20 protein-coding genes, 2 tRNA genes, 3 rRNA genes and 1 pseudogene are annotated in these 23,977 nt (G+C 55.5%); 9 read left to right on the top strand and 17 right to left on the bottom strand.

The features are described 5' to 3' along the window. Nucleotides 1–77 precede the first annotated feature (77 nt). The 9 genes and pseudogenes from JFT86_RS09895 to tyrS form a co-directional block, all read right to left on the bottom strand. Nucleotides 78–515, bottom strand: a complete 438-nt coding sequence (locus JFT86_RS09895) for a hypothetical protein (RefSeq protein ID WP_201236600.1) — start codon at nucleotides 513–515, stop codon at nucleotides 78–80. A gap of 10 nt (nucleotides 516–525) precedes the next feature. Beyond that, nucleotides 526–618, bottom strand: a pseudogene (locus tag JFT86_RS09890) (pantothenate kinase); the annotation flags it as partial. 282 nt (nucleotides 619–900) lie between these two features. After that, a complete protein-coding gene (gene birA / locus JFT86_RS09885) occupies nucleotides 901–1,854 on the bottom strand; it encodes a bifunctional biotin--[acetyl-CoA-carboxylase] ligase/biotin operon repressor BirA (RefSeq protein ID WP_201236599.1) in 954 nt (317 codons plus the stop codon). A 132-nt stretch (nucleotides 1,855–1,986) separates the two neighbouring features. Then, nucleotides 1,987–2,102: ribosomal RNA gene (gene rrf, locus JFT86_RS09880) — 5S ribosomal RNA — on the bottom strand. A 156-nt stretch (nucleotides 2,103–2,258) separates the two neighbouring features. Next, nucleotides 2,259–5,152 (bottom strand): 23S ribosomal RNA (locus JFT86_RS09875). A 236-nt stretch (nucleotides 5,153–5,388) separates the two neighbouring features. Further along, a tRNA-Ala gene (locus tag JFT86_RS09870) sits at nucleotides 5,389–5,464 on the bottom strand. 10 nt (nucleotides 5,465–5,474) lie between these two features. Further along, a tRNA-Ile gene (locus JFT86_RS09865) sits at nucleotides 5,475–5,551 on the bottom strand. Between the two features lie 123 nt (nucleotides 5,552–5,674). Continuing rightward, nucleotides 5,675–7,211, bottom strand: a 16S ribosomal RNA gene (locus tag JFT86_RS09860). Together the 16S, 23S and 5S rRNA genes with 2 tRNA genes alongside form the textbook arrangement of a ribosomal RNA operon. A gap of 495 nt (nucleotides 7,212–7,706) precedes the next feature. Then, on the bottom strand, nucleotides 7,707–8,906 hold the full coding sequence (gene tyrS, locus JFT86_RS09855) for a tyrosine--tRNA ligase (RefSeq protein ID WP_201236598.1): 1,200 nt from the start codon (nucleotides 8,904–8,906) through the stop codon (nucleotides 7,707–7,709). A gap of 212 nt (nucleotides 8,907–9,118) precedes the next feature. Between tyrS and JFT86_RS09850 the strand changes: the two genes are divergently transcribed. Together JFT86_RS09850 and JFT86_RS09845 are read left to right on the top strand one after the other, a co-directional pair. Next, nucleotides 9,119–10,543 (top strand): peptidoglycan DD-metalloendopeptidase family protein, encoded by a 1,425-nt coding sequence (locus JFT86_RS09850; protein ID WP_201236597.1) that lies wholly within the window; start codon nucleotides 9,119–9,121, stop codon nucleotides 10,541–10,543. A 3-nt stretch (nucleotides 10,544–10,546) separates the two neighbouring features. Beyond that, a complete protein-coding gene (locus JFT86_RS09845) occupies nucleotides 10,547–11,638 on the top strand; it encodes an anhydro-N-acetylmuramic acid kinase (RefSeq protein WP_201236596.1) in 1,092 nt (363 codons plus the stop codon). Between the two features lie 75 nt (nucleotides 11,639–11,713). On the opposite strand, the gene erpA is transcribed toward JFT86_RS09845, so the two are convergent. Continuing rightward, nucleotides 11,714–12,064 (bottom strand): iron-sulfur cluster insertion protein ErpA, encoded by a 351-nt coding sequence (gene erpA / locus JFT86_RS09840; protein ID WP_003228776.1) that lies wholly within the window; start codon nucleotides 12,062–12,064, stop codon nucleotides 11,714–11,716. Between the two features lie 168 nt (nucleotides 12,065–12,232). Next, nucleotides 12,233–13,267, bottom strand: a complete 1,035-nt coding sequence (gene argC / locus JFT86_RS09835) for an N-acetyl-gamma-glutamyl-phosphate reductase (RefSeq protein ID WP_016983465.1) — start codon at nucleotides 13,265–13,267, stop codon at nucleotides 12,233–12,235. A gap of 135 nt (nucleotides 13,268–13,402) precedes the next feature. On the opposite strand from argC, the gene hemJ reads away from it, so the two are divergent. The 6 genes from hemJ (at nucleotide 13,403) to coq7 (ending at nucleotide 17,920) form a co-directional block, all read left to right on the top strand. Continuing rightward, entirely contained in the window at nucleotides 13,403–13,831 is a 429-nt protein-coding gene (hemJ, locus tag JFT86_RS09830) for a protoporphyrinogen oxidase HemJ (RefSeq protein ID WP_034155111.1), read from the top strand. Nucleotides 13,832–13,864: 33 nt separating this feature from the next. Beyond that, the gene (locus tag JFT86_RS09825; protein WP_201236595.1) at nucleotides 13,865–14,833 is read left to right on the top strand and encodes a nitronate monooxygenase family protein; all 969 of its coding nucleotides are present in this window, start codon (nucleotides 13,865–13,867) and stop codon (nucleotides 14,831–14,833) included. Nucleotides 14,834–14,912: 79 nt separating this feature from the next. After that, complete coding sequence (locus JFT86_RS09820) at nucleotides 14,913–15,863, top strand: DUF805 domain-containing protein (RefSeq protein ID WP_201236594.1); 951 nt, start codon at nucleotides 14,913–14,915, stop codon at nucleotides 15,861–15,863. A 61-nt stretch (nucleotides 15,864–15,924) separates the two neighbouring features. Next, nucleotides 15,925–16,713: an SDR family oxidoreductase gene (locus JFT86_RS09815; RefSeq protein WP_025113537.1), complete on the top strand. Its 789-nt coding sequence runs from the start codon at nucleotides 15,925–15,927 to the stop codon at nucleotides 16,711–16,713. 80 nt (nucleotides 16,714–16,793) lie between these two features. After that, on the top strand, nucleotides 16,794–17,132 hold the full coding sequence (locus tag JFT86_RS09810; RefSeq protein WP_003228789.1) for a histidine triad nucleotide-binding protein: 339 nt from the start codon (nucleotides 16,794–16,796) through the stop codon (nucleotides 17,130–17,132). A gap of 140 nt (nucleotides 17,133–17,272) precedes the next feature. Next, nucleotides 17,273–17,920, top strand: a complete 648-nt coding sequence (gene coq7 / locus JFT86_RS09805) for a 2-polyprenyl-3-methyl-6-methoxy-1,4-benzoquinone monooxygenase (protein WP_201236593.1) — start codon at nucleotides 17,273–17,275, stop codon at nucleotides 17,918–17,920. Between the two features lie 118 nt (nucleotides 17,921–18,038). Here coq7 and speD read toward each other — a convergent pair whose 3' ends face one another. Together speD and JFT86_RS09795 are read right to left on the bottom strand one after the other, a co-directional pair. Further along, nucleotides 18,039–18,833: an adenosylmethionine decarboxylase gene (gene speD, locus JFT86_RS09800; RefSeq protein ID WP_150593738.1), complete on the bottom strand. Its 795-nt coding sequence runs from the start codon at nucleotides 18,831–18,833 to the stop codon at nucleotides 18,039–18,041. Nucleotides 18,834–19,070: 237 nt separating this feature from the next. Then, nucleotides 19,071–19,493 (bottom strand): OsmC family protein, encoded by a 423-nt coding sequence (locus JFT86_RS09795; RefSeq protein WP_007941657.1) that lies wholly within the window; start codon nucleotides 19,491–19,493, stop codon nucleotides 19,071–19,073. A 237-nt stretch (nucleotides 19,494–19,730) separates the two neighbouring features. On the opposite strand from JFT86_RS09795, the gene crp reads away from it, so the two are divergent. Further along, nucleotides 19,731–20,375 carry a cAMP-activated global transcriptional regulator CRP gene (gene crp / locus JFT86_RS09790; protein WP_103304388.1) on the top strand — a complete coding sequence of 215 codons (645 nt, stop codon included), beginning with the start codon at nucleotides 19,731–19,733 and terminating at the stop codon, nucleotides 20,373–20,375. Nucleotides 20,376–20,385: 10 nt separating this feature from the next. Here the strand turns inward: crp and JFT86_RS09785 are convergent, their stop codons facing one another. From JFT86_RS09785 to JFT86_RS09770, 4 genes are all read right to left on the bottom strand, one after another. Continuing rightward, the gene (locus JFT86_RS09785) at nucleotides 20,386–21,087 is read right to left on the bottom strand and encodes a lipoate--protein ligase family protein (protein WP_201236592.1); all 702 of its coding nucleotides are present in this window, start codon (nucleotides 21,085–21,087) and stop codon (nucleotides 20,386–20,388) included. Between the two features lie 135 nt (nucleotides 21,088–21,222). Further along, complete coding sequence (gene trpC / locus JFT86_RS09780; protein ID WP_201236591.1) at nucleotides 21,223–22,059, bottom strand: indole-3-glycerol phosphate synthase TrpC; 837 nt, start codon at nucleotides 22,057–22,059, stop codon at nucleotides 21,223–21,225. Then, a complete protein-coding gene (trpD, locus tag JFT86_RS09775) occupies nucleotides 22,056–23,105 on the bottom strand; it encodes an anthranilate phosphoribosyltransferase (RefSeq protein ID WP_103304391.1) in 1,050 nt (349 codons plus the stop codon). Before trpD ends, trpC begins: the two co-directional genes overlap by 4 nt. Before the next feature lie 9 nt (nucleotides 23,106–23,114). Further along, the gene (locus JFT86_RS09770) at nucleotides 23,115–23,708 is read right to left on the bottom strand and encodes an aminodeoxychorismate/anthranilate synthase component II (protein ID WP_201236590.1); all 594 of its coding nucleotides are present in this window, start codon (nucleotides 23,706–23,708) and stop codon (nucleotides 23,115–23,117) included. Between the last annotated feature and the right edge of the window lie 269 nt (nucleotides 23,709–23,977).

The following is a 23,977-nucleotide window of genomic DNA, read 5'->3' as shown; positions in this document are numbered from 1 at the left end:
GTTAGCTGCATTGACATCACTTCACTTTGACAACCCGTCAGGGTCTTCACTGTGGAGCGGGCGCCATTCTATGCAAACTATTCAGCAGGTGCAACCCCCTCGCACAGCATTATTTTATGTTTTAACTCATTGAATTCGTTGGAAAGGTTTTGCAACTGAGGATCACCCAGCAATCGCTGGCTTTCAGGAGCAACGCGTAGCCAAAATCCTGATCCTGGAACGCTATTAGGCGATGCTTGGGCCTTGATATCCATCTCCTCCAAACGCCGACTCAGCGCTACAACCAACTCCTGACGAGCAAATCCCCCTATATAAAGGCACCGCTCCTCAGACCTCTGCTGCTCTGATCTTCCCCGAGAAGCATCTACGGTCTCGCTGAGCAGACGGATATCCTGCTGCGAGCCTTTATACAAACTGAGAGGAGTTACATCCTTTGCTCGCAAAGGCGCTTCCTGCTGATGCCAGACGTAGTAAAAAACATTGAGAACAACGAGCAATAGGAACAACCAACGCATACATACCTCGAGATAAAGGACACGCCATGGCCAAACCTACCAACACCAAGTCTGGCACGACCCAGGCCTCTGGCACGACATCAACAACCAATTCAGTATCGCCAGCCTACGACAAGGCCCAAATGCACGTAATCTTCATAATCACTTCTGAGATCGGATAACTCACGCACAGACATCACACAACTGATCGGCACGCGAACTTCTCGCCCAAGCATTTAAACCAGCCCATCAGCCCCTCGGCAGCATAAACACCAACCAAGCGACACTTGCCTGATAACACTCTATTGAGCCCTACAGCCCCGCACGCGCTAGCTCGTCAGAGCCCTTACCCTGAGGGTCAATACTCAAGACTCGCTACTTTATAAAGTGATAGCCGCAGTCGATCTCACGAATCATCACGCAACCTAAGGCTGAGCTCGCCACCACTGAAAACTTTTTCTACGCCATTCACCATTAATCGCAGCGCACCCTGATTATCAATTCCGAGTACAACTCCATCTATTTGGCTGACGCCAGCAATCAACGACACTGATCGCCCCTGCCACAAATGATTTTCCTCCCACTCCGCCTGGAGAGCCGAAAAACTATCTGCCTGCTGGCGCTGTATATAAGCGTGCAGTTGCTCACTCAGCTCAACTGCCAGAACGTTACGATCGCAGTTTTTCCCAGACTCCAATCGCATGGATGTCCATTGCTGATCGACCTCATCGGCAATCTGCATATTCACGTTGATGCCTATGCCCAGCACCACATGACACACATCTGCCGGGTCCCCAACAAGCTCCAACAGAATTCCGGCAATTTTCTTGTTCCCAACGAGAACATCGTTCGGCCATTTCAAACCCGCACTGGGTACTCCCAGCTTTCGCAGGGTCTGCATGACTGCCAACCCAACAACAAGACTCAAGCCCTCTAGCTGGCGCATTCCACCATCAATACGGAGCACAAGGCTGTAATAAAGGTTTTCGGCGAATGGACTAACCCACTTGCGCCCTCTTCGTCCGCGCCCAGATAACTGTCGCTCGGCCAGCACCAAAAAAGGTGCCGACTGCCCCTGGCCAATAGCGCGTAGCGCCTCAGCGTTAGTGGAATCGATAGAATCGAAGATCTTGATCGGCCAGCCCGCTCCCACCCCCTCCATTTTTTGGGAGTCGAGCAGCATCAGCGGCGCAGACAACTGATAGCCGCGCCCCCGAACTTTATGGATAGATAGCCCAAGCTCAGTCTCAAGATGCTGAAGTTGCTTCCATACAGCACTTCGACTAACTCCCAAGGCAGCGCCCAGGTCCTGGCCAGAATGGAATCGCCCGTCCTTCAGTAGATTCAACAACGTCAACATGCAGGTTTCGCCTCACAATGAGGTCCGAATAATAGCCATGCCCTGCGTAGCTGCATAGAAATCAAGCGAACACATTTGCTGCGGGCAAAACAAAACCCCAACTGCTTTCGCAATTGGGGTTTCGGAATTTAATCTTGACGATGACCTACTCTCACATGGGGAAACCCCACACTACCATCGGCGATGCATCGTTTCACTGCTGAGTTCGGGATGGGATCAGGTGGTTCCAACGCTCTATGGTCGTCAAGAAATTCGGGTACTGAGTCGTGACCAGATGGCCTCGCTTCAGCAAATTGGGTATGTGACAGCTTTCGGTGTTTGTGAACATCAAACTTTCGGTTCGTTTCGTCTTCACACACCGCAATCTGATGCTCTTTCGAGTACTCAAATTGCTTGGGTGTTATATGGTCAAGCCTCACGGGCAATTAGTATTGGTTAGCTCAACGCCTCACAGCGCTTACACACCCAACCTATCAACGTCGTAGTCTTCGACGGCCCTTCAGGGAACTCAAGGTTCCAGTGAGATCTCATCTTGAGGCAAGTTTCCCGCTTAGATGCTTTCAGCGGTTATCTTTCCCGAACATAGCTACCCGGCAATGCCACTGGCGTGACAACCGGAACACCAGAGGTTCGTCCACTCCGGTCCTCTCGTACTAGGAGCAGCCCCTCTCAAATCTCAAACGTCCACGGCAGATAGGGACCGAACTGTCTCACGACGTTCTAAACCCAGCTCGCGTACCACTTTAAATGGCGAACAGCCATACCCTTGGGACCGGCTTCAGCCCCAGGATGTGATGAGCCGACATCGAGGTGCCAAACACCGCCGTCGATATGAACTCTTGGGCGGTATCAGCCTGTTATCCCCGGAGTACCTTTTATCCGTTGAGCGATGGCCCTTCCATACAGAACCACCGGATCACTAAGACCTACTTTCGTACCTGCTCGACGTGTCTGTCTCGCAGTCAAGCGCGCTTTTGCCTTTATACTCTACGACCGATTTCCGACCGGTCTGAGCGCACCTTCGTACTCCTCCGTTACTCTTTAGGAGGAGACCGCCCCAGTCAAACTACCCACCATACACTGTCCTCGATCCGGATAACGGACCTGAGTTAGAACCTCAAAGTTGCCAGGGTGGTATTTCAAGGATGGCTCCACGCGAACTGGCGTCCACGCTTCAAAGCCTCCCACCTATCCTACACAAGCAAATTCAAAGTCCAGTGCAAAGCTATAGTAAAGGTTCACGGGGTCTTTCCGTCTAGCCGCGGATACACTGCATCTTCACAGCGATTTCAATTTCACTGAGTCTCGGGTGGAGACAGCGCCGCCATCGTTACGCCATTCGTGCAGGTCGGAACTTACCCGACAAGGAATTTCGCTACCTTAGGACCGTTATAGTTACGGCCGCCGTTTACCGGGGCTTCGATCAAGAGCTTCGCGTTAGCTAACCCCATCAATTAACCTTCCGGCACCGGGCAGGCGTCACACCCTATACGTCCACTTTCGTGTTTGCAGAGTGCTGTGTTTTTAATAAACAGTCGCAGCGGCCTGGTATCTTCGACCGGCATGAGCTTACGGAGCAAGTCCTTCACCCTCACCGGCGCACCTTCTCCCGAAGTTACGGTGCCATTTTGCCTAGTTCCTTCACCCGAGTTCTCTCAAGCGCCTTGGTATTCTCTACCCAACCACCTGTGTCGGTTTGGGGTACGGTTCCTGGTTACCTGAAGCTTAGAAGCTTTTCTTGGAAGCATGGCATCAACCACTTCGTCATCTAAAAGATAACTCGTCATCAGCTCTCGGCCTTAGAATCCCGGATTTACCTAAGATTCCAGCCTACCACCTTAAACTTGGACAACCAACGCCAAGCTGGCCTAGCCTTCTCCGTCCCTCCATCGCAATAACCAGAAGTACAGGAATATTAACCTGTTTTCCATCGACTACGCTTTTCAGCCTCGCCTTAGGGACCGACTAACCCTGCGTCGATTAACGTTGCGCAGGAAACCTTGGTCTTTCGGCGTGGGTGTTTTTCACACCCATTGTCGTTACTCATGTCAGCATTCGCACTTCTGATACCTCCAGCAAGCTTCTCAACTCACCTTCACAGGCTTACAGAACGCTCCTCTACCGCATCACCCGAAGGTGATACCCGTAGCTTCGGTGTATGGTTTGAGCCCCGTTACATCTTCCGCGCAGGCCGACTCGACTAGTGAGCTATTACGCTTTCTTTAAAGGGTGGCTGCTTCTAAGCCAACCTCCTAGCTGTCTAAGCCTTCCCACATCGTTTCCCACTTAACCATAACTTTGGGACCTTAGCTGACGGTCTGGGTTGTTTCCCTTTTCACGACGGACGTTAGCACCCGCCGTGTGTCTCCCATGCTCGGCACTTGTAGGTATTCGGAGTTTGCATCGGTTTGGTAAGTCGGGATGACCCCCTAGCCGAAACAGTGCTCTACCCCCTACAGTGATACATGAGGCGCTACCTAAATAGCTTTCGAGGAGAACCAGCTATCTCCGAGCTTGATTAGCCTTTCACTCCGATCCACAGGTCATCCGCTAACTTTTCAACGGTAGTCGGTTCGGTCCTCCAGTTAGTGTTACCCAACCTTCAACCTGCCCATGGATAGATCGCCCGGTTTCGGGTCTATTCCCAGCGACTAGACGCCCTATTAAGACTCGCTTTCGCTACGCCTCCCCTATTCGGTTAAGCTCGCCACTGAAAATAAGTCGCTGACCCATTATACAAAAGGTACGCAGTCACAGAACAAAGTCTGCTCCCACTGCTTGTACGCATACGGTTTCAGGATCTATTTCACTCCCCTCTCCGGGGTTCTTTTCGCCTTTCCCTCACGGTACTAGTTCACTATCGGTCAGTCAGTAGTATTTAGCCTTGGAGGATGGTCCCCCCATATTCAGACAAAGTTTCTCGTGCTCCGTCCTACTCGATTTCATTGATAAGAGATTTTCGCGTACAGGGCTATCACCCACTATGGCCGCACTTTCCAGAGCGTTCCGCTAATCTCAAATCAACTTAAGGGCTAGTCCCCGTTCGCTCGCCACTACTAAGGGAATCTCGGTTGATTTCTTTTCCTCAGGGTACTTAGATGTTTCAGTTCCCCTGGTTCGCCTCTTGCACCTATGTATTCAGTACAAGATAACCATCTTATGATGGCTGGGTTCCCCCATTCAGACATCTCCGGATCAAAGTCTGTTTGCCGACTCCCCGAAGCTTTTCGCAGGCTACCACGTCTTTCATCGCCTCTGACTGCCAAGGCATCCACCGTATGCGCTTCTTCACTTGACCATATAACCCCAAGCAATCTGGTTATACTGTGAAGACGACATTCGCCGAAAATTCGAATTTCTCAATTAAGAGAACTCACAAATTTTACCTTAGCCTGATCCGTTACCAGTGAAAGTAACGTTCAGTCTATCTTTCTATCACATACCCAAATTTTTAAAGAACGATCTAATCAAAAGACTAGAAATCAATATTCTCAATGGAATATTCATTTCTATGCTTTCAGAAGCAGTTTTATATGGTGGAGCCAAGCGGGATCGAACCGCTGACCTCCTGCGTGCAAGGCAGGCGCTCTCCCAGCTGAGCTATGGCCCCATAACAAAATTGGTGGGTCTGGGCAGATTCGAACTGCCGACCTCACCCTTATCAGGGGTGCGCTCTAACCAACTGAGCTACAGACCCAATTTCGAGCGCGTAACTGTTAGCTTGGAGCTATCAGCTTGGAGCTTAAAGCTGCTTCTATCGTCTTCTTCAATGAATCAAGCAATTCGTGTGGGAGCTCATGGAGCAGCTGATGTCGTCGATTAAGGAGGTGATCCAGCCGCAGGTTCCCCTACGGCTACCTTGTTACGACTTCACCCCAGTCATGAATCACACCGTGGTAACCGTCCTCCCGAAGGTTAGACTAGCTACTTCTGGTGCAACCCACTCCCATGGTGTGACGGGCGGTGTGTACAAGGCCCGGGAACGTATTCACCGTGACATTCTGATTCACGATTACTAGCGATTCCGACTTCACGCAGTCGAGTTGCAGACTGCGATCCGGACTACGATCGGTTTTATGGGATTAGCTCCACCTCGCGGCTTGGCAACCCTTTGTACCGACCATTGTAGCACGTGTGTAGCCCAGGCCGTAAGGGCCATGATGACTTGACGTCATCCCCACCTTCCTCCGGTTTGTCACCGGCAGTCTCCTTAGAGTGCCCACCATTACGTGCTGGTAACTAAGGACAAGGGTTGCGCTCGTTACGGGACTTAACCCAACATCTCACGACACGAGCTGACGACAGCCATGCAGCACCTGTCTCAATGTTCCCGAAGGCACCAATCCATCTCTGGAAAGTTCATTGGATGTCAAGGCCTGGTAAGGTTCTTCGCGTTGCTTCGAATTAAACCACATGCTCCACCGCTTGTGCGGGCCCCCGTCAATTCATTTGAGTTTTAACCTTGCGGCCGTACTCCCCAGGCGGTCAACTTAATGCGTTAGCTGCGCCACTAAGAGCTCAAGGCTCCCAACGGCTAGTTGACATCGTTTACGGCGTGGACTACCAGGGTATCTAATCCTGTTTGCTCCCCACGCTTTCGCACCTCAGTGTCAGTATCAGTCCAGGTGGTCGCCTTCGCCACTGGTGTTCCTTCCTATATCTACGCATTTCACCGCTACACAGGAAATTCCACCACCCTCTACCATACTCTAGCTTGTCAGTTTTGAATGCAGTTCCCAGGTTGAGCCCGGGGATTTCACATCCAACTTAACAAACCACCTACGCGCGCTTTACGCCCAGTAATTCCGATTAACGCTTGCACCCTCTGTATTACCGCGGCTGCTGGCACAGAGTTAGCCGGTGCTTATTCTGTCGGTAACGTCAAAACAGCAACGTATTAAGTTACTGCCCTTCCTCCCAACTTAAAGTGCTTTACAATCCGAAGACCTTCTTCACACACGCGGCATGGCTGGATCAGGCTTTCGCCCATTGTCCAATATTCCCCACTGCTGCCTCCCGTAGGAGTCTGGACCGTGTCTCAGTTCCAGTGTGACTGATCATCCTCTCAGACCAGTTACGGATCGTCGCCTTGGTGAGCCATTACCTCACCAACTAGCTAATCCGACCTAGGCTCATCTGATAGCGCAAGGCCCGAAGGTCCCCTGCTTTCTCCCGTAGGACGTATGCGGTATTAGCGTTCCTTTCGAAACGTTGTCCCCCACTACCAGGCAGATTCCTAGGCATTACTCACCCGTCCGCCGCTGAATCCAGGAGCAAGCTCCTCTCATCCGCTCGACTTGCATGTGTTAGGCCTGCCGCCAGCGTTCAATCTGAGCCATGATCAAACTCTTCAGTTCAAACATCTTTGGGTTTTTAAGAAACCCTAAACTTGGCTCAGCAATCGTTGGTTACATCTTTGATTTCTCGCGGAGTAACTTGTGATGCTGATAATCTTGTTGACTATCAGTCTGACTCCACAAGCACCCACACGAATTGCTTGATTCAGTTGTTAAAGAGCGGCTGGTTAAGATCTTTCGTCTCAACCGAGGCGCGCATTCTACAGCAGCCTCATTTGCTGTCAAGTGATTATTTTCAGAAGTTTTCGAAGAATTCTTCAACAACTTCAACCACTTGCGCTTCCGATCTCTCGTTAGCGGGAGGCGAATTCTACAGCGTTAATCGCTGCTGTCAACACCTCTTTTTCAACTTCTTTTCGGCTTCGATAAACTGAAGCAACTGCTGCCTAAACCTACATAACTCATTGAATCTCAAGGAGTTTTCCGTTTCGACTGCACCGGAAGCGGGGCGAATTATAGGCCTCCAGAATTCGCCGTCAATCCCTAATTCAAACTTTATTCAGATTTCAGCGTAATGCGTGCGAAAGCCTTCTTGCCGGCCTGGCAAACATGGGTCGCCCCGACTACGTATATAAAGGAGCGATCAACCACCTCACCATCCACACGCACACCGCCTGCCGCCAACAGATCCCGAGCAGCTGCCGAGTTCTTAACCAGACCCGCCTTATTAAGGACAGCGGCAATCGGCATATCCTCAGTAGAGGCCAACTCGATTTCCGGCAAATCATCCGGCAACTCACCTTCCTTCATGCGATTGCCCGCACCCCGGTGAGCATTCGCCGCCGCCTCTTCACCATGAAAACGCGCAACGAGCTCTTCAGCCAGCTTGATTTTGATGTCACGCGGATTGGCGCCCGCCTCAACATCAGCACGAAACGCATTGATCTCATCCATCGAACGGAAGCTGAGCAATTCGAAGTAGCGCCACATCAGCGCATCAGGAATCGAAACCAGCTTGCTATACATGACGCCTGGCGCCTCCTGAATACCGACATAGTTGCCCAACGACTTGGACATCTTCTTCACGCCATCCAGACCCTCAAGCAACGGCATGGTCAGAATGCACTGAGCCTCTTGACCATAGCCGCGCTGCAGCTCACGCCCCATCAGCAAGTTGAACTTCTGATCAGTACCGCCCAGCTCGACATCCGCGCGCAGAGCAACCGAGTCGTAACCCTGAACCAGCGGATAGAGGAACTCGTGAATGGCGATCGGTTGATTGGTGGTGTAGCGCTTGTCGAAATCATCACGCTCGAGCATACGAGCGACCGTGTATTGCGAAGTCAGGCGAATGAAGTCCGCCGGCCCCATCTGATCCATCCAGGTAGAGTTGAATGCAACTTCGGTTTTCGCCGGATCAAGAATCTTGAAAACCTGAGTTTTGTAGGTCTCAGCGTTTTCCAAGACCTGCTCGCGAGTCAGCGGAGGACGAGTGGCACTCTTGCCGCTCGGATCACCGATCATCCCGGTGAAGTCACCTATAAGGAAGATCACCTGATGCCCCAGCTCCTGGAACTGACGCAGCTTATTAATAAGCACGGTATGACCCAAGTGCAGATCCGGAGCGGTCGGGTCGAAACCAGCTTTAATACGCAGCGGTTGGCCGCGCTTGAGCTTCTCGATCAGCTCGGACTCGACCAATAGTTCTTCCGCACCACGTTTAATCAGCGCTAGCTGCTCTTCAACCGACTTCATAACAGACCCGCAAGGCTCAGATTCAAAGGGAACCAACCATACAAGATCGTGCACCAATTACAAGTTTTGCCCGGCGCACGGACACCAATCCACAGACGCGGTGTCTGTAGACTTGCTTCAGAGATGATTTGGTTATATTTTATACAGTTATTTCATCTTCATCATGTCATTCATCTTTTCCAATTCATCACTTTTCAAAGTCAAAATTACTTATGACCACTGAACCGTCTAAAGCGCCACCGCTTTACCCGAAGACCCACCTGCTCGCCGCAAGTGGTATCGCCGCCCTACTCAGCCTGGCGCTCCTGGTATTTCCTTCCAGCGATGTTGAAGCCAAAAAGACGACCCTGAGCCTTGAACTGGAAAGTCCTGCTGAACAACTGACACAAGATCAAGACGCTGCCGACGCGGCTCAAGCCACAAATGAGCCCGTAACCTCTCCGTTTGCACAGATAGAAAACAGCGACGAAAGCACCTCGCAAGCTGCTGAAGCCGCACCTGCGCGAGCTCCCGTCGCCGAAAAACCAAAAGCCCCAGGCCATCGCGAAGTTGTTGTAGCGAAAGGCGATACGCTGTCTACGCTGTTTGAAAAGGTAGGTTTGCCAGCCGCAGCCGTGCATGAAATTCTGGCCAGCGACAAGCAAGCCAAGCAGTTCAGCCAGCTCAAACACGGCCAGAAGCTCGAGTTCGAACTTAACCCCGAAGGTCAACTGACCAGCCTGCACAGCAAGGTCAGTGATGTTGAAACCATCACCCTGACCAAGAATGACAAGGGTTATGCCTTTAACCGCGTCACCGCAAAACCCACCGTTCGCACCGCCTACGTCCACGGCGTAATCAATAGCTCGTTGTCTCAGTCCGCCGCCCGCGCCGGCCTGTCGCATAGCCTGACCATGGATATGGCCAGCGTATTCGGCTATGACGTCGACTTCGCTCAGGATATCCGCCAGGGCGACGAATTCGACGTGATTTACGAGCAGAAAGTGGTCAACGGCAAGGCTGTCGGCAATGGCCCGATCCTCTCTGCGCGCTTTACCAACCGCGGCAAGACCTACACCGCCGTGCGTTACACCAACAAGCAAGGTAACAGCAGCTATTACACCGCCGATGGCAACAGCATGCGCAAGGCGTTCATTCGTACGCCGGTGGATTTCGCCCGCATCAGCTCCAAGTTCTCCATGGGCCGCAAACACCCGATCCTCAACAAGATCCGCGCTCACAAGGGCGTCGATTACGCAGCGCCGCGCGGCACGCCAATCAAGGCTGCCGGTGACGGTAAAGTGCTGCTCGCCGGTCGCCGCGGTGGTTACGGCAACACTGTGATCATCCAGCACGGCAACACCTACCGCACGCTGTACGGTCACATGCAGGGCTTCGCCAAAGGCGTTAAAACCGGTGGTACCGTGAAGCAGGGCCAAGTGATCGGCTACATCGGCACTACCGGTCTGTCGACTGGCCCGCACTTGCACTACGAGTTCCAGGTTAACGGCGTTCACGTCGATCCACTGGGCCAGAAGCTGCCAATGGCTGATCCGATTGCCAAAGCCGAACGTGCGCGCTTCCTCGCCCAGAGCCAGCCGCTGATGGCGCGCATGGACCAGGAAAAGGCTACCATGCTGGCCTCGAGCAAGCGTTAAGCGATGGCTCTGTATATCGGCGTGATGTCCGGAACCAGCCTCGACGGTCTGGACATCGCCTTGATCGAGCAGACCTCGGCGATCAAACTGATCGCCACGCACTACATTCCCATGCCTGACTCGCTGCGCACCGAGCTTCTTGGCTTGTGCGCCAGCGGCCCTGACGAGATCGCCCGCTCGGCGATTGCCCAGCAGCACTGGGTGAAGCTCGCCGCTCAGGGCATTAACACCCTTCTCGATCAGCAACGACTCAAGCCTGAAGACATCCGCGCAATCGGCAGCCACGGCCAGACCATCCGCCATGAGCCCGTACGCGGTTTCACCGTGCAGATTGGTAGCCCTGCCCTGCTGACTGAGCTGACAGGCATTACCGTCGTCAGCGACTTCCGCAGTCGAGACGTCGCTGCCGGCGGCCAAGGCGCACCTCTGGTGCCCGCCTTCCATGAAGCTTTATTCGAAGAGCGTACCGGCAACCAGGCGGTCTTGAATGTCGGTGGTTTCAGCAATCTCAGCCTGATAGAGCCGACCAAGCCTGTAGCCGGTTTCGACTGCGGCCCAGGGAATGTTCTGATGGACGCCTGGATTCAGCAGCAACGCGGCGAAAACTACGATCGCAATGGCGACTGGGCAAAAACAGGTTCCGTTGAGCCGACATTGCTGGAGGCGTTACTCAGCGATCCGTTCTTCGTCACCAAGGGCCCGAAAAGCACTGGCCGAGAGGTGTTCAACCTGCTCTGGCTGGAACAACATCTCTCACGCCTGCCCGCCTTCGCCGCGGAAAACGTACAAGCCACACTACTCGAGCTGACCGCGTTGACCATTGTCGAGTCGCTGCAAAGCGCTCAGTCGGATACTCAGGAACTGTTGGTTTGCGGCGGCGGCGCACACAACGCCACGCTAATGAAACGCCTGGCGGACTTGCTGCCGAATGCAAAAGTCGCCAGTACCGCCACCCACGGCGTAGATCCGGACTGGGTCGAAGCGATGGCCTTTGCCTGGCTCGCCCATTGCTGCCTCGAGGGTATCGCAGCCAACCGCCCAAGCGTCACCGGCGCCAAAGGCCTGCGTGTACTCGGCGCCATCTATCCCAACTGAGCAAAACACCGACAACAAAAAACGCCGCAGAACCGTGAGGCTCTGCGGCGTTTTGTTGTGTACAGCGAAGTGCGATCAGATCGAGAACGAAGAGCCGCAACCACACGTGGTGGTGGCGTTCGGGTTCTTGATCACGAAGCGCGAACCTTCCAGACCTTCCTGGTAGTCCACTTCGGCACCGGCCAGGTATTGAAAACTCATCGGATCCACCACCAGACTCACGCCTTCGCGCTCGACAATGGTGTCGTCCTCGGCCACATCTTCATCGAAGGTGAAACCGTACTGAAACCCCGAACAACCGCCGCCCGTAACGAATACGCGCAGCTTCAAGCGATCATTCCCCTCTTCATCGACCAGGCTCTTCACCTTGTGCGCAGCACCCTGGGTGAATTGCAAAGCCGTGGGGGTGAAGGATTCGACGCTCATGCTGACTATCTCCCGGCGTTACGCCGCCATAATGCGTGATGACGCGCATTATCCGCTTCTCCTAGAAAATCGGTCAACTATTGTTACGGTATATCAATAAAGCCGATCAACTGTTCAGAATGCAAAAAGGCCCGTTTAACGGGCCTTTTTGCTTTGCGCGATAAAGTGTTACGGCAGCATACCGGCATGGGACAGGCCGAAACGCTCATCCAGGCCAAACAGAATGTTCATGTTCTGCACAGCCTGACCCGACGCGCCTTTGACCAGGTTGTCGATCACCGACAGTACTACCACCAGATCGCCATCCTGCGGACGGTGCACCGCGATACGGCAGACGTTGGCACCGCGCACGCTACGGGTTTCCGGATGGCTGCCGGCTGGCATCACGTCGACGAACGGTTCGTTGGCATAGCGCTTTTCGAACAGTGCCTGCAAATCCACCGAACGATCGACCACAGTCGCGTAAAGCGTCGAGTGAATACCGCGAATCATCGGCGTCAGGTGCGGCACGAAAGTCAGACCGACATCCTTGCCTGCTGCACGACGCAGGCCCTGACGAATTTCCGGCAGGTGACGGTGACCTTTTACCGCGTAAGCCTTCATGCTTTCCGACGTCTCGGAGTACAGCGAACCTACAGCCGCACCGCGACCGGCACCGCTGACACCGGATTTGCAGTCGGCGATCAGACGCGAGGCATCGGCCAGACCCGCCTCAAGCAATGGCAGGAAACCCAGCTGAGTAGCGGTTGGATAGCAACCCGGAACAGCGATCAGGCGCGCTTTTTTGATTTGCTCGCGATTGACTTCAGGCAGGCCGTATACCGCTTCATCCAGCAACTCCGGCGCGCCATGCGGCTGACCGTACCATTTGGCCCACTCTTCGGCATCCTGCAGACGGAAGTCAGCCGACAGGTCGATGACCTTGGTGCCCGCCGCCAGCAGTTCACCCGCCAGTGCGTGAGCAACACCGTGCGGCGTGGCAAAGAACACCACATCGCAAGCGCCCAGAGTTTTGATATCCGGAACGCTGAACGCCAGGCCGTCGTAGTGACCGCGAAGGTTCGGGTACATGTCAGCCACGGCCAGACCGGCCTCGGATCGGGAAGTGATCACTACCACTTCTGCCTGCGGATGCTGTGCCAACAGACGCAGCAGTTCGACACCGGTGTAACCCGTGCCGCCGACAATACCGACCTTGACCATAAACCTGCCCTCAACGAACCCACTGGAAAGCCGTCGATAATAGGGGCCGCGCGCCCCTGCGACAACCGTCAAGGTGACGTGCGGACGCTCAAGCCTCTACTATCCGGGCTACCGTGAACCTGGGAATAACTAAAAATGCTCTATCTATGGATCAAAGCTTTTCATATCGTCAGCATCGTGTGCTGGTTTGCCGGCCTGTTCTACCTGCCAAGACTGTTCGTTTATCACGCACAAAGTGAAGACACGATCAGCAAGGAACGCTTCAGCGTCATGGAACGCAAACTGTATCGCGGCATCATGGGCCCGGCGATGATCGCTACGTTGATCTTCGGCGGCTGGCTGATCTATCTCAACCCAAGCATCTTCAGCATGGGCGGCTGGATCCACGCCAAGTTGACCCTTGTGGTCCTGCTGATCGGCTATCACCACATGTGCGGCGCGCAGGTAAAACGTTTTGCCCGTGGCGAGAACACCCGCAGCCATGTCTTTTATCGCTGGTTCAATGAAGTGCCGGTTCTGATATTGCTGGCTATCGTAATTCTGGTCGTGGTCAAGCCGTTCTAACTTCAACAAGTACAGATCTTCGGGGTATTCACAATGTCGCTGCCCGCTCTGCTCGAACAACGTCTGCGCCTGCCCGTAGTGGCGGCGCCGATGTTTCTGATTTCCAACCCGGAACTGGTGCTTGCCTGCTGCCGAAACGGCGTGGTCGGCAGTTTCCCGGCGCTGAACCAGCGCGAAAGCAGCGGGTTCAAAGCCTGGCTGGAACAGATCGAGGCGGGCCTTGCGACGCTGGACAACCCGGCGCCTTATGCGGTGAACCTGATCGTGCACAACAGCAACCCGCGTTTACAGGCGGATTTGAATATCTGCGTCGAACATAAGGTACCGATCGTCATCACCAGCCTCGGTGCAGTGAAGGAACTGGTCGACGCGGTGCACAGCTATGGGGGTCAGGTCTTCCACGACGTCACTACTCGCCGGCATGCCGAAAAGGCTGCCGAGGCTGGTGTTGATGGCTTGATCGCGGTCGCGGCCGGCGCTGGGGGCCATGCCGGCACCTGGAGTCCGTTCGCCTTGATTGCCGAGATCCGCGAGTTCTTCGACAAAACGCTGCTGCTTGCAGGATGTTTGAACCATGGCCATGAGATTCTCGCCGCGCAGCTGCTCGGCGCGGATTTGGCCTACTTCGGTACACGATTTATCGGCACTACGGAGAGTCATGCGCCTGACGCCTATAAGGAGATGCTGCTGACAGCCAAAGCAGCAGACATCATTCATACTCCAGCGGTGTCGGGTGTTCCGGCGAGTTTCATGCGCCAAAGCCTGCAGGCCGCCGGTTTCGATATGGCCGCACTGCAAGGCAAGGGCGAAGTCAATTTCGGCGACAAGCTCAAACCGATAAACGACGAAGCCAAGGCCTGGAAAACGGTGTGGTCGGCAGGTCAGGGTGTTGGACAAATCGATGACTTGCCCAGCGTGGATCAACTGATCGCGCGTCTCGACGCCGAGTATCGCCAGGCTCAGCAGCGCGCTACACAATTGTCGCCCCGTTGGCCACGCTAAGAAAAATCAGGCCAGTCGTCAGGCGACTGGCCTTACACTGACAACCTTTGAATCTACTCGCGACAAGGATGCCTCGGCCATGAGCGAACCCCGTTACAAAATCGTATTCGACGGTGCTCTACAGCCCGGTGTCGATATCACCACTGCCAAACTCAATCTGGCGGACCTGTTCAAAAGCGATGTGGCCGCCATCGAGCGCTTGTTCAATGGCCAGACGGTGGCACTCAAGCGCGAATTGTCCCATGGCGATGCGCAAGCTTATCTGCAAGCGCTGGGCAAAACCGGGATCGACGCCCGGATCGAAGCTGAAACAGCCATCGAGCTGAGTCTATCGGACGTCCACGAACAATCTGCGCCCGTGGCGGAGCCCAACTCGCCTTATGCACCACCTCGCGCCAGCGTAGGTGAACCCTTCGCCGAATTTTCAACACTGAAACCGCTAGGTGTACAAGGCAGGATCGGACGTCTGCGCTTCCTCGCCTGGACGATGGTCGTGACGCTGGTGAGCCTGCCGATTATCAGCATATTTGCACTGATCGCCGTGGGACTGGTCAGCTCCGACTCTACGGGTGGCCTGATCGTCGGCGGCATCATCGCGTTCTTTTTAGGCTTGGCGCTCATCGTCATCAGCATTCTGTTCACTGTGCAACGCCTGCACGATATCGGTTGGTCCGGCTGGCTGTGGTTGCTCAACCTTGTGCCGTTGGTGGGCAGCATCTTCCCTTTTGTGATCATGGTTGTGCCGGGCAATACCGGCGCCAACCGCTACGGTCCGCCTCCGCCGCCCAACAGCACAGCGGTCAAGGTGCTGAGCGCACTGTGGATCGTGTTTATCGGGCTGTTTTTCGTTGGCGGAATGCTTGGTGGGATCTCGGCCATTCAGCAGGAGTACGAAACCAGTCTCGAAAGCAGCTACGACAGCGGCTCGGTGACCACCGATGAAATCGACGTCGAGGTCGAACCGGCAGCGAATTCCGCCGACGATGCAGCCGAAGCGGCGCAGGCCCCTGTAGACTCTGCGAAAGAATGAACAGCGCTCCCCGCCGTGACACCCGCGTCGCTGGCGCGGAGCTGTTGCGATGGAGAATTGCATGACCCGTTACGCTCTGATCACTGGCGCCTCCAGCGGCATCGGCCTGGCCATGGCCGAAGCCTTGGCCCGCCGTGGCCGCAGCCTGATTCTGGTGGCACGACAGCGTGATCAGCTGGAAAGTATTGCAATCGAACTGACCCAACGCTTCGGCGTCGAGGTGTTGTTTCGTGCCTGCGACCTGGGTGAGCCGCTGCGCCTGTCCGGTTTTTTGCTGGAACTGGAAGAAGGCGACCGACAGATTGATCTGTTGGTGAACTGCGCCGGCATCGGCACCTGCGGTCCGTTTCTCGCTCAGGACTGGATGACCGAGCAGGACCTGATTGAAGTGAACATCCTCGCCCTCACTCGCCTTTGCCATGCGATCGGCAACAGCATGGCATTGCAGGGTGGCGGCCAGATTCTCAATGTCGCCTCGGTAGCAGCTTTCAATCCCGGTCCATGGATGAGCACCTATTACGCCAGCAAAGCCTATGTGCTGCACTTCTCCGAAGCACTGCGGGTCGAGCTCAAACAAAGCGCGGTAAAGGTTTCGGTGCTCTGCCCCGGCCCTACCCGTACGGCTTTTTTCCGTACCGCACAACTGAACAGCGACAAACTCAAAGACAGCAAACTGCTGATGAGCCCGGAAGAGGTTGCGCTGTACACCGTGCGCGCACTGGAAAAAAACCGCGCAATCATCATTCCGGGACGACGCAACCGCTGGTTCGCCTTTCTACCACGACTGGGTTCGCGCTGGCTCAATCGCACCATCGTTGGCATGGTCAACAAGGCCTACTGCCCGCGCTGAACTGTCCTACGGCAAAACACTGGGCGGGTTCAATCCTCATGAGTAAACTCAGGCCAGCCCAAACAACGGAGAAAACAGCAGTGGATACTCTGTTCACCAAGATCATCAACCGGGAGATCCCGGCGAAGATCATTTACGAGGACGACCAGGTTCTGGCGTTCCACGACATCGCCCCTCAGGCACCGGTGCATTTCCTGGTGATCCCGAAGAAACCGGTGCGCACCCTCAACGACCTCACCGAAGACGACAAGGCACTGGCCGGGCACATTCTGTTCACGGCACAACGCCTGGCGCTGGAACTGGGTTGTGAAGAAGGCTTCCGAGTGGTGATGAACTGCAATGAAAAAGGTGGGCAGACCGTCTACCACATTCATATGCACGTACTCGGTCAGCGTCAGATGAACTGGCCGCCGGGCTGACCTATCGCGCCCCTGTGTGTAGGAGCTGCCGAAGGCTGCTCCTACATATGAGCCCATCAAGCGTGGCAAATGACCCAGCGCAAACCTTCCCCCGGCCGATTCGGTTAAACTGGCCGCCGAGATTCTTCCCGGAGGTCAGTATGACTACCCAACGTCACTATTCGCCAATTGACCGTCTTCTGCTGCAAGCGGATGCCGCGATGCGTACCCTGCTGCCCTTCAGCGGCCAGCCGTACCGTCCGTCACCAGCGATACTCCAGCCAGAAACGCAAATGAGCGATGAAGACACTCGCCATGTCGCCGGCCTGATGCGTATCAACCATACCGGCGAAGTCTGCGCCCAGGCGCTGTATCAGGGTCAGGCGCTGACCGCCAAGCTGCCGCAGGTACGTGAAGCCATGGAGCACGCCGCCGAAGAAGAGATTGATCATCTGGTCTGGTGTGAACAACGCATTCACCAACTGGGCAGCCATACCAGCATTCTCAACCCGCTGTTCTACGGCATGTCGTTCGGCATTGGCGCAGTTGCCGGGCTGATCAGCGACAAGGTCAGCCTCGGGTTTGTTGCGGCGACCGAGCATCAGGTGTGCAAGCATTTGAATGAGCATCTGGAGCAGTTGCCGGTTGAGGACGAGAAGTCCCGGGCAATACTGGAGCAGATGCGTATTGATGAAGAACATCATGCGGAAAGTGCGCTGGAGGCTGGTGGTTTCCGGTTCCCGGCACCGGTGAAGTTCGGGATGAGCTTATTGGCCAAGGTGATGACCAAGAGTACCTATCGGATCTGAGGTCTGTTTGCGTGCTGAGGGCCTCATCGCGAGCAGGCTCACTCCTACGGGGTTCTTTGTTTGAGCAATAAAAAAGGCGACGATCCTGAGACCGTCGCCTTTTTTGTGCCTGGATTTCTTACGCAGGCATATTGCGCGCGTAGAAAATTTCCAGCATTTCGTGTTTCACACGATCGGTCACCTGGGCACGTTGCTCAGAGGACAGATTGCTGGTGGCGTCACCGAACAGGTAGTTGTCCAGTTCAAAGTTCTTCAGCAGCATTTTGGTGTGGAACAGGTTTTCCTGGTACACGTTCACGTCGGTCATCTGGTACGCGTCGCGGGTGTCTTCGGAAAGGTAGTTCTGGATCGAATTGATCTCGTGATCGATGAAGTGTTTGTTGCCTTCAACGTCACGGGTGAAGCCGCGCACACGGTAATCCACAGTCACGATGTCCGAATCGAACTGGTGAATGAGGAAGTTGAGCGCTTTAAGCGGTGAAATAACACCACAGGTCGACACATCGATGTCCACACGGAAAGTCGCGATACCGGCGTCCGGATGGATTTCCGGGTAGGTATGCACCGTGATGTGGCTCTTGTCGAGGTGGGCCAGGATAATTTCGGGCAAAGGACCCGGGGACTCTTCAATCTGGCTTTCAGTCGGGGTTACCGGCTCTTCAGAAATCAGAATCGTGACGCTGGCACCCTGAGGCTCATAGTTCTGACTCGCAATGTTCAGAATGTTGGCACCAATGATTTCGACAACTTCCGTGAGGATCTGCGTCAGGCGTTCGGCGTTGTACTCTTGATTGATGTACTCGACGTAAGCCTGCTGGTCTTGCGGGGTCTCCGCGTAGCAGATGTCATAGATGTTGAAGCTCAAGGTCTTTGTCAGGTTATTGAACCCGTGGAGCTTGAGTTTGCTTTTCACCGTTAAAAACTCTCTATGTATGCGGCACGGCCGCGTGATCAAGCATGCCCGTCAAGTGCGAACAACGCACCTGCGTAGGACGGTTAACACCTCTTCGCGATGGCGATTTTGGTTATCTGTTCAGGCGGATGACCCGTCGGTTGACCGATCACTGCCCTGAAAAAAGTGGCGCATTATGCAGACGTCAGCGGGGGATCGCCAGAGTCTGCACTGCTTTTATGATAGTTGAATGTCGGCTCAACCGAGTTCGATGATTTCGTAGTCGTGGGTGATTGCCACACCAGCGGCGCCCAGCATGATCGAGGCCGAGCAATACTTTTCGGCGGACAGCTCGATGGCGCGCTTGACCTGGGCTTCTTTCAGGCCACGTCCCTTGACCACGAAGTGCATGTGGATCTTGGTGAACACCTTCGGATCTTCGGTCGCACGCTCGGCTTCAAGGAAGGCTTCGCAGCTTTCAACTGCCTGACGGGACTTCTTCAGAATGCTGACCACATCGAAGTTACTGCAACCACCGACGCCCAGCAGGAGCATTTCCATCGGGCGAACACCCAGATTACGACCACCTGCGTCCGGCGGACCGTCCATGACCACGACGTGACCGCTGCCGGATTCGCCGAGGAACATGGCTTCGCCAGCCCATTGGATGCGTGCCTTCATCGCCAAGACTCCACTGTAGAAAAAAGGGTCGCCAGCTTAGCACAGCGCCCCGGTCTGACAGCGAGCAGCGATCCTAGGACGAACGCCTCTACAGCGTAGGTAATTTCTCGAATTTTCGACGAAGTGTCTGGTAAGCTGGCGCCAATTCGCTGGCGCCCATGCCAGCTGTGTAGCGACCGCCTCCAGCGCCTCATAAAAAAATCAAACATCACCGTGCAGTCTTTTCGGGATACAACCATGGTTGCTATTACCCCAACACCCAAAATCAAGAACCTCGACAAGCTGTTGATGCATTGCCAGCGCCGTCGCCATGCGGCCAAGAGCAACATTATTTGTGCTGGCGACCGTTCGGACACGCTGTACTTCATCATCAAAGGCTCGGTGACGATCCTGATCGAGGACGACGATGGTCGCGAAATGATCATCGCCTACCTCAACGCCGGGGATTTCTTCGGTGAGCTGGGTCTGTTCGAACAAGCCGGCCAGGAACAGGAACGCAGTGCCTGGGTGCGAGCCAAGGTCGAGTGTGAAATCGCAGAGATCAGCTACGCCAAGTTCCGCGAATTATCCCAGCAGGATCCAGACATTCTTTACGTGCTCAGCGGACAAATCGCACAACGCTTGCGCAACACCACGCGCAAGGTTGGCGATCTGGCATTCTTCGACGTGACCGGTCGTGTCGCCCGTTGCCTGCTGGAGTTATGCAAGCAGCCGGACGCCATGACTCATCCAGACGGCATGCAGATCAAGGTTACCCGTCAGGAAATCGGACGGATTGTCGGTTGTTCGCGGGAGATGGTCGGTCGCGTGCTCAAGGATCTTGAGGAGCGCAACCTGGTCGATGTGAAAGGCAAGACCATGGTGGTCTTCGGCACGCGGTAAGCCGCTAAAATCAGGCGCTGTACATCTGCGCCAGCATTAAACGGAATAGCTCATCGAGACGCGCCAACGCCTGTGGCGCGTTGAATTTTTCGTGCAGGGCAATGTGGCTTTGCGCCCGCACCCGCTGTTCCAGGCCGCAAGCTTCATTGAAGCGATTGACCGCAGCGACCATCGACTCCCGTTCGTTATCCATCAGCATCGCACCGTGGACCAGGCCAACCGGACGCTGTCCGCCCTGACTCTGGCGCCAGCGTTGCGCGGTGCCGACCATCTTGCGTCCGTCGAGATTGACGTTGAAACGACCGTCGCAGAACGCGCCGTCGATTTCACCCAGCGACGAAACACCCCCCAATTCATCCAGCAACTGACAGATCGGATCGCACAGACGCCGATAACCGGTTTCGATCCGGTTCAGATCGCCTTCGCTGCGGGGCGGGGCATACACCAGGGCGATATTGATCGTGGCGGCAGATTGCGGGACGGGTTCGCCGCCGGTTTCACGCAACAGGACCGGCCAACCGGCAGCAGCGGAGACTTCGCAGGCGTGTTCGAATCCGGGTAGACGGTTAAGACGACGGGGCATGACCAGAGCACGGTCGCTGGGTTGCCAGAACAGCAGACCGAACTCGGCGTCGCCGGCGCAGATCGAGGCCAGCAGATCCTGCTCGGCTTGCAGGCCGGCTTCGATGGTCAAGGGGGTTGGCAGCGACATGGAGGGCTCCGGCAGATCTGGAATCTTTAGGGATTTTGAGGACCTCATCGCGAGCAGGCTCACTCCTACAGGGGAACGCATTCCAAATGTGGGAGCGAGCCTGCTCGCGAATGAGTCGACTCGATCTGGAGCTTATCAGTCGAGGGTCGAACCGCTGATCGGCACGCCACGTTCCGGAAAGAACAGACGCTGCAACTCAGTCCCCGGGCTTTCAGCGCGCATGAACGCTTCGCCGACCAGGAACGCGTAAACGTCGCTGATTTCCATCAGCTCGACGTCGGCACGGTTGAGAATGCCGCTCTCGGTGATCACCAGACGATCGCGCGGAATACGCGGCAACAGGTCGAGGGTGGTTTCCAGACTGACGTCGAAGGTGTGCAGGTTGCGGTTGTTGACCCCGACCAACGGCGTGTCGAGTGTTTTCAGTGCGCGTTCCAGCTCATCGCCGTCATGCACTTCCACCAGCACATCCAGACCCACACTCTTGGCAACCGACGCCAGCTCGGCCATTTTCACGTCGTCCAGTGCGGAGACGATCAACAGCACACAGTCAGCGCCAAGCGCACGGGCTTCGACGATCTGGTACGGATCGATCATGAAGTCCTTGCGGATCACTGGCAACTTGCACGCGGCACGGGCCTGCTGCAGGTAAACGTCGGCGCCCTGAAAGTAATCGATGTCGGTCAGCACGGAAAGACAGGTTGCCCCGCCCTTCTCGTAGCTTTTGGCGATGTCGGCGGGAACGAAGTTCTCACGGATCACGCCTTTGCTCGGCGATGCCTTTTTGATTTCAGCAATCACTGCCGGCTGCTTCTTCTTGGCTTGCGCCAGCAATGCCTGGGCAAAACCACGGGGTGCATCGGCCGCCTTGGCCAGACTTTCCAGCTCGCTCAGGCTGACGCGAGCGCTACGCTCGGCGACTTCCTGAACTTTGCGCGCCAGAATGTTTTCCAGAACCGTCGGTACACTCATCCCTCATTCTCCACTTTGAATACCGCGGTAAAGGCACCCAGCTCCTCGAGTTTTTCCCGAGCGAGCCCAGTGTGCAAAGCGTCGTGCGCAAGCTCCACGCCCTGTTTCAAACTGCTGGCCAGGTCAGCGGCATACAGCGCCGCACCCGCATTGAGCACAATCATTTCGGCGGCTTTCTGGCCGTTTTCGGTTTTGCGCTTGCCGAGGGCATCGCGGATCAGCGCCAGCGACGCTTCCGGGCCTTCGACCGACAGACCGTGCAGGCTCTGGCTCTTCATGCCCAAGTCTTCGGGTTCGACCCAATACTCGGTGATCTCGTTGTTCTTCAGTTCAGCCACAAAGGTCGGCGCGGCGAGACTGAACTCGTCCAGGCCGTCCTTCGAATGCACCACCAGTACGTGTTTACTGCCCAGACGCTGCAAGACTTCAGCCAGCGGCCGGCACAAGGCCTGAGTGAACACGCCCACCACCTGATGTTTCACACCGGCCGGATTCGTAAGCGGGCCGAGCATGTTGAACAGCGTACGCAGGCCGAGATCGCGGCGCGGGCCGGCGGCGTACTTCATGGCTTTGTGGTGGGTCTGGGCAAACATGAAACCGATGCCGACGTTGTCGATGCAACGGGCGACTTGCACCGGCGTCAGGTTCAGATAAATGCCGGCGGCTTCCAGCAAGTCGGCGCTGCCGCTCTTGCCCGAGACCGCACGGTTGCCGTGCTTGGCCACGGTGCAACCGGCCGCTGCGACAACAAAGGAAGAAGCGGTCGAGACGTTGAAGATGTTCGCACCGTCACCGCCGGTACCCACCACATCGACCACGCCGTCGAGGGTCTTCAGCTCAACCTGATCGGCCAGCTCACGCATCACCGACACGGCGCCGACGATTTCGTCGATGCTCTCGCTCTTCATGCGCATGGCCATCATGAACGCGCCGATCTGCGCGTCGGTGCATTGGCCGGTCATGATTTCGCGCATCACGTCGCGCATTTCATCGGTGCTGAGGTCGAGGTGATCGACGATACGGCTCAGGGCTGTCTTGATATTCATGGGAAGTCCTTAGCGCGTGCCGCCGGTTTGTTTGAGGAAGTTGGCAAACAGTTCATGACCCTGTTCGGTCAGGATCGACTCGGGGTGGAACTGTACGCCCTCAATGTTCAGGGTCTTGTGACGCAGGCCCATGATTTCGTCGACGCTGCCGTCATCGAGTTGCGTCCACGCGGTCAGCTCGAGGCAATCGGGCAACGTCTCGTGCTTGACGATCAGCGAGTGGTAACGGGTAACGGTCAGCGGATGGTTGAGGCCTTCGAAAACGCCCTTGTCCTCGTGGAATACCGGACTAGTCTTACCGTGCATGACGTGGCGGGCACGTACCACATCACCGCCAAAGGCCTGGCCGATGGACTGGTGGCCGAGGCAGACACCGAGGATCGGCAGTTTGCCGGCAAAGTGCTTGATGGCTTCGATGGAGATGCCGGCTTCGGTCGGCGTGCAAGGACCGGGGGACACCACGATGCGTTCGGGGTTGAGTGCTTCGATTTCGGCGATGGTCAGTTCGTCGTTGCGCACGACTTTGACTTCGGCACCCAACTCGCCGAGGTATTGCACAACGTTGTAAGTAAAGGAGTCGTAGTTGTCGATCATCAGCAACATGGCGTTTCGAACCTCTTGAATTCTGACTTGAAGACAGCCTTCAGATGACTTGCCCGCAGGGCGCTGCACGATGTCGGACGCGCCAGTGGCGTCGGCAAAGCGGCATTTCAAACGGGCAAGGAAGGCAAAGCGATACAGATCCGGCGGGGCCGGCAGAAAAGATTCAGGCGCGCCAACGCCAGCGGGCGTGTGCCTTGATGACTTGATCCAGAAGTTTGCTGGTGATCAACACGGGGAAGGTCTCGTTCATACGTTCCGGCACAGTAACT

The sequence above is a fragment of the Pseudomonas sp. TH06 genome (assembly GCF_016651305.1).
In the GTDB taxonomy this organism is placed as follows: Bacteria; Pseudomonadota; Gammaproteobacteria; order Pseudomonadales; family Pseudomonadaceae; genus Aquipseudomonas.
Note: the sequence above shows the minus strand (reverse complement) of the source record. Positions and strands in the feature narration are given on the sequence as shown.

What these genes read in the sequence shown, in the direction of transcription:
- JFT86_RS09895 (WP_201236600.1), bottom strand. Translation starts at nt 515, where the DNA reads ATGCGTTGGTTGTTCCTATTGCTCGTTGTTCTCAATGTTTTTTACTAC.
- birA (WP_201236599.1), bottom strand. Translation starts at nt 1,854, where the DNA reads ATGTTGACGTTGTTGAATCTACTGAAGGACGGGCGATTCCATTCTGGC.
- tyrS (WP_201236598.1), bottom strand. Translation starts at nt 8,906, where the DNA reads ATGAAGTCGGTTGAAGAGCAGCTAGCGCTGATTAAACGTGGTGCGGAA.
- JFT86_RS09850 (WP_201236597.1), top strand. Translation starts at nt 9,119, where the DNA reads ATGACCACTGAACCGTCTAAAGCGCCACCGCTTTACCCGAAGACCCAC.
- JFT86_RS09845 (WP_201236596.1), top strand. Translation starts at nt 10,547, where the DNA reads ATGGCTCTGTATATCGGCGTGATGTCCGGAACCAGCCTCGACGGTCTG.
- erpA (WP_003228776.1), bottom strand. Translation starts at nt 12,064, where the DNA reads ATGAGCGTCGAATCCTTCACCCCCACGGCTTTGCAATTCACCCAGGGT.
- argC (WP_016983465.1), bottom strand. Translation starts at nt 13,267, where the DNA reads ATGGTCAAGGTCGGTATTGTCGGCGGCACGGGTTACACCGGTGTCGAA.
- hemJ (WP_034155111.1), top strand. Translation starts at nt 13,403, where the DNA reads ATGCTCTATCTATGGATCAAAGCTTTTCATATCGTCAGCATCGTGTGC.
- JFT86_RS09825 (WP_201236595.1), top strand. Translation starts at nt 13,865, where the DNA reads ATGTCGCTGCCCGCTCTGCTCGAACAACGTCTGCGCCTGCCCGTAGTG.
- JFT86_RS09820 (WP_201236594.1), top strand. Translation starts at nt 14,913, where the DNA reads ATGAGCGAACCCCGTTACAAAATCGTATTCGACGGTGCTCTACAGCCC.
- JFT86_RS09815 (WP_025113537.1), top strand. Translation starts at nt 15,925, where the DNA reads ATGACCCGTTACGCTCTGATCACTGGCGCCTCCAGCGGCATCGGCCTG.
- coq7 (WP_201236593.1), top strand. Translation starts at nt 17,273, where the DNA reads ATGACTACCCAACGTCACTATTCGCCAATTGACCGTCTTCTGCTGCAA.
- JFT86_RS09795 (WP_007941657.1), bottom strand. Translation starts at nt 19,493, where the DNA reads ATGAAGGCACGCATCCAATGGGCTGGCGAAGCCATGTTCCTCGGCGAA.
- crp (WP_103304388.1), top strand. Translation starts at nt 19,731, where the DNA reads ATGGTTGCTATTACCCCAACACCCAAAATCAAGAACCTCGACAAGCTG.
- JFT86_RS09785 (WP_201236592.1), bottom strand. Translation starts at nt 21,087, where the DNA reads ATGTCGCTGCCAACCCCCTTGACCATCGAAGCCGGCCTGCAAGCCGAG.
- trpC (WP_201236591.1), bottom strand. Translation starts at nt 22,059, where the DNA reads ATGAGTGTACCGACGGTTCTGGAAAACATTCTGGCGCGCAAAGTTCAG.
- trpD (WP_103304391.1), bottom strand. Translation starts at nt 23,105, where the DNA reads ATGAATATCAAGACAGCCCTGAGCCGTATCGTCGATCACCTCGACCTC.
- JFT86_RS09770 (WP_201236590.1), bottom strand. Translation starts at nt 23,708, where the DNA reads ATGTTGCTGATGATCGACAACTACGACTCCTTTACTTACAACGTTGTG.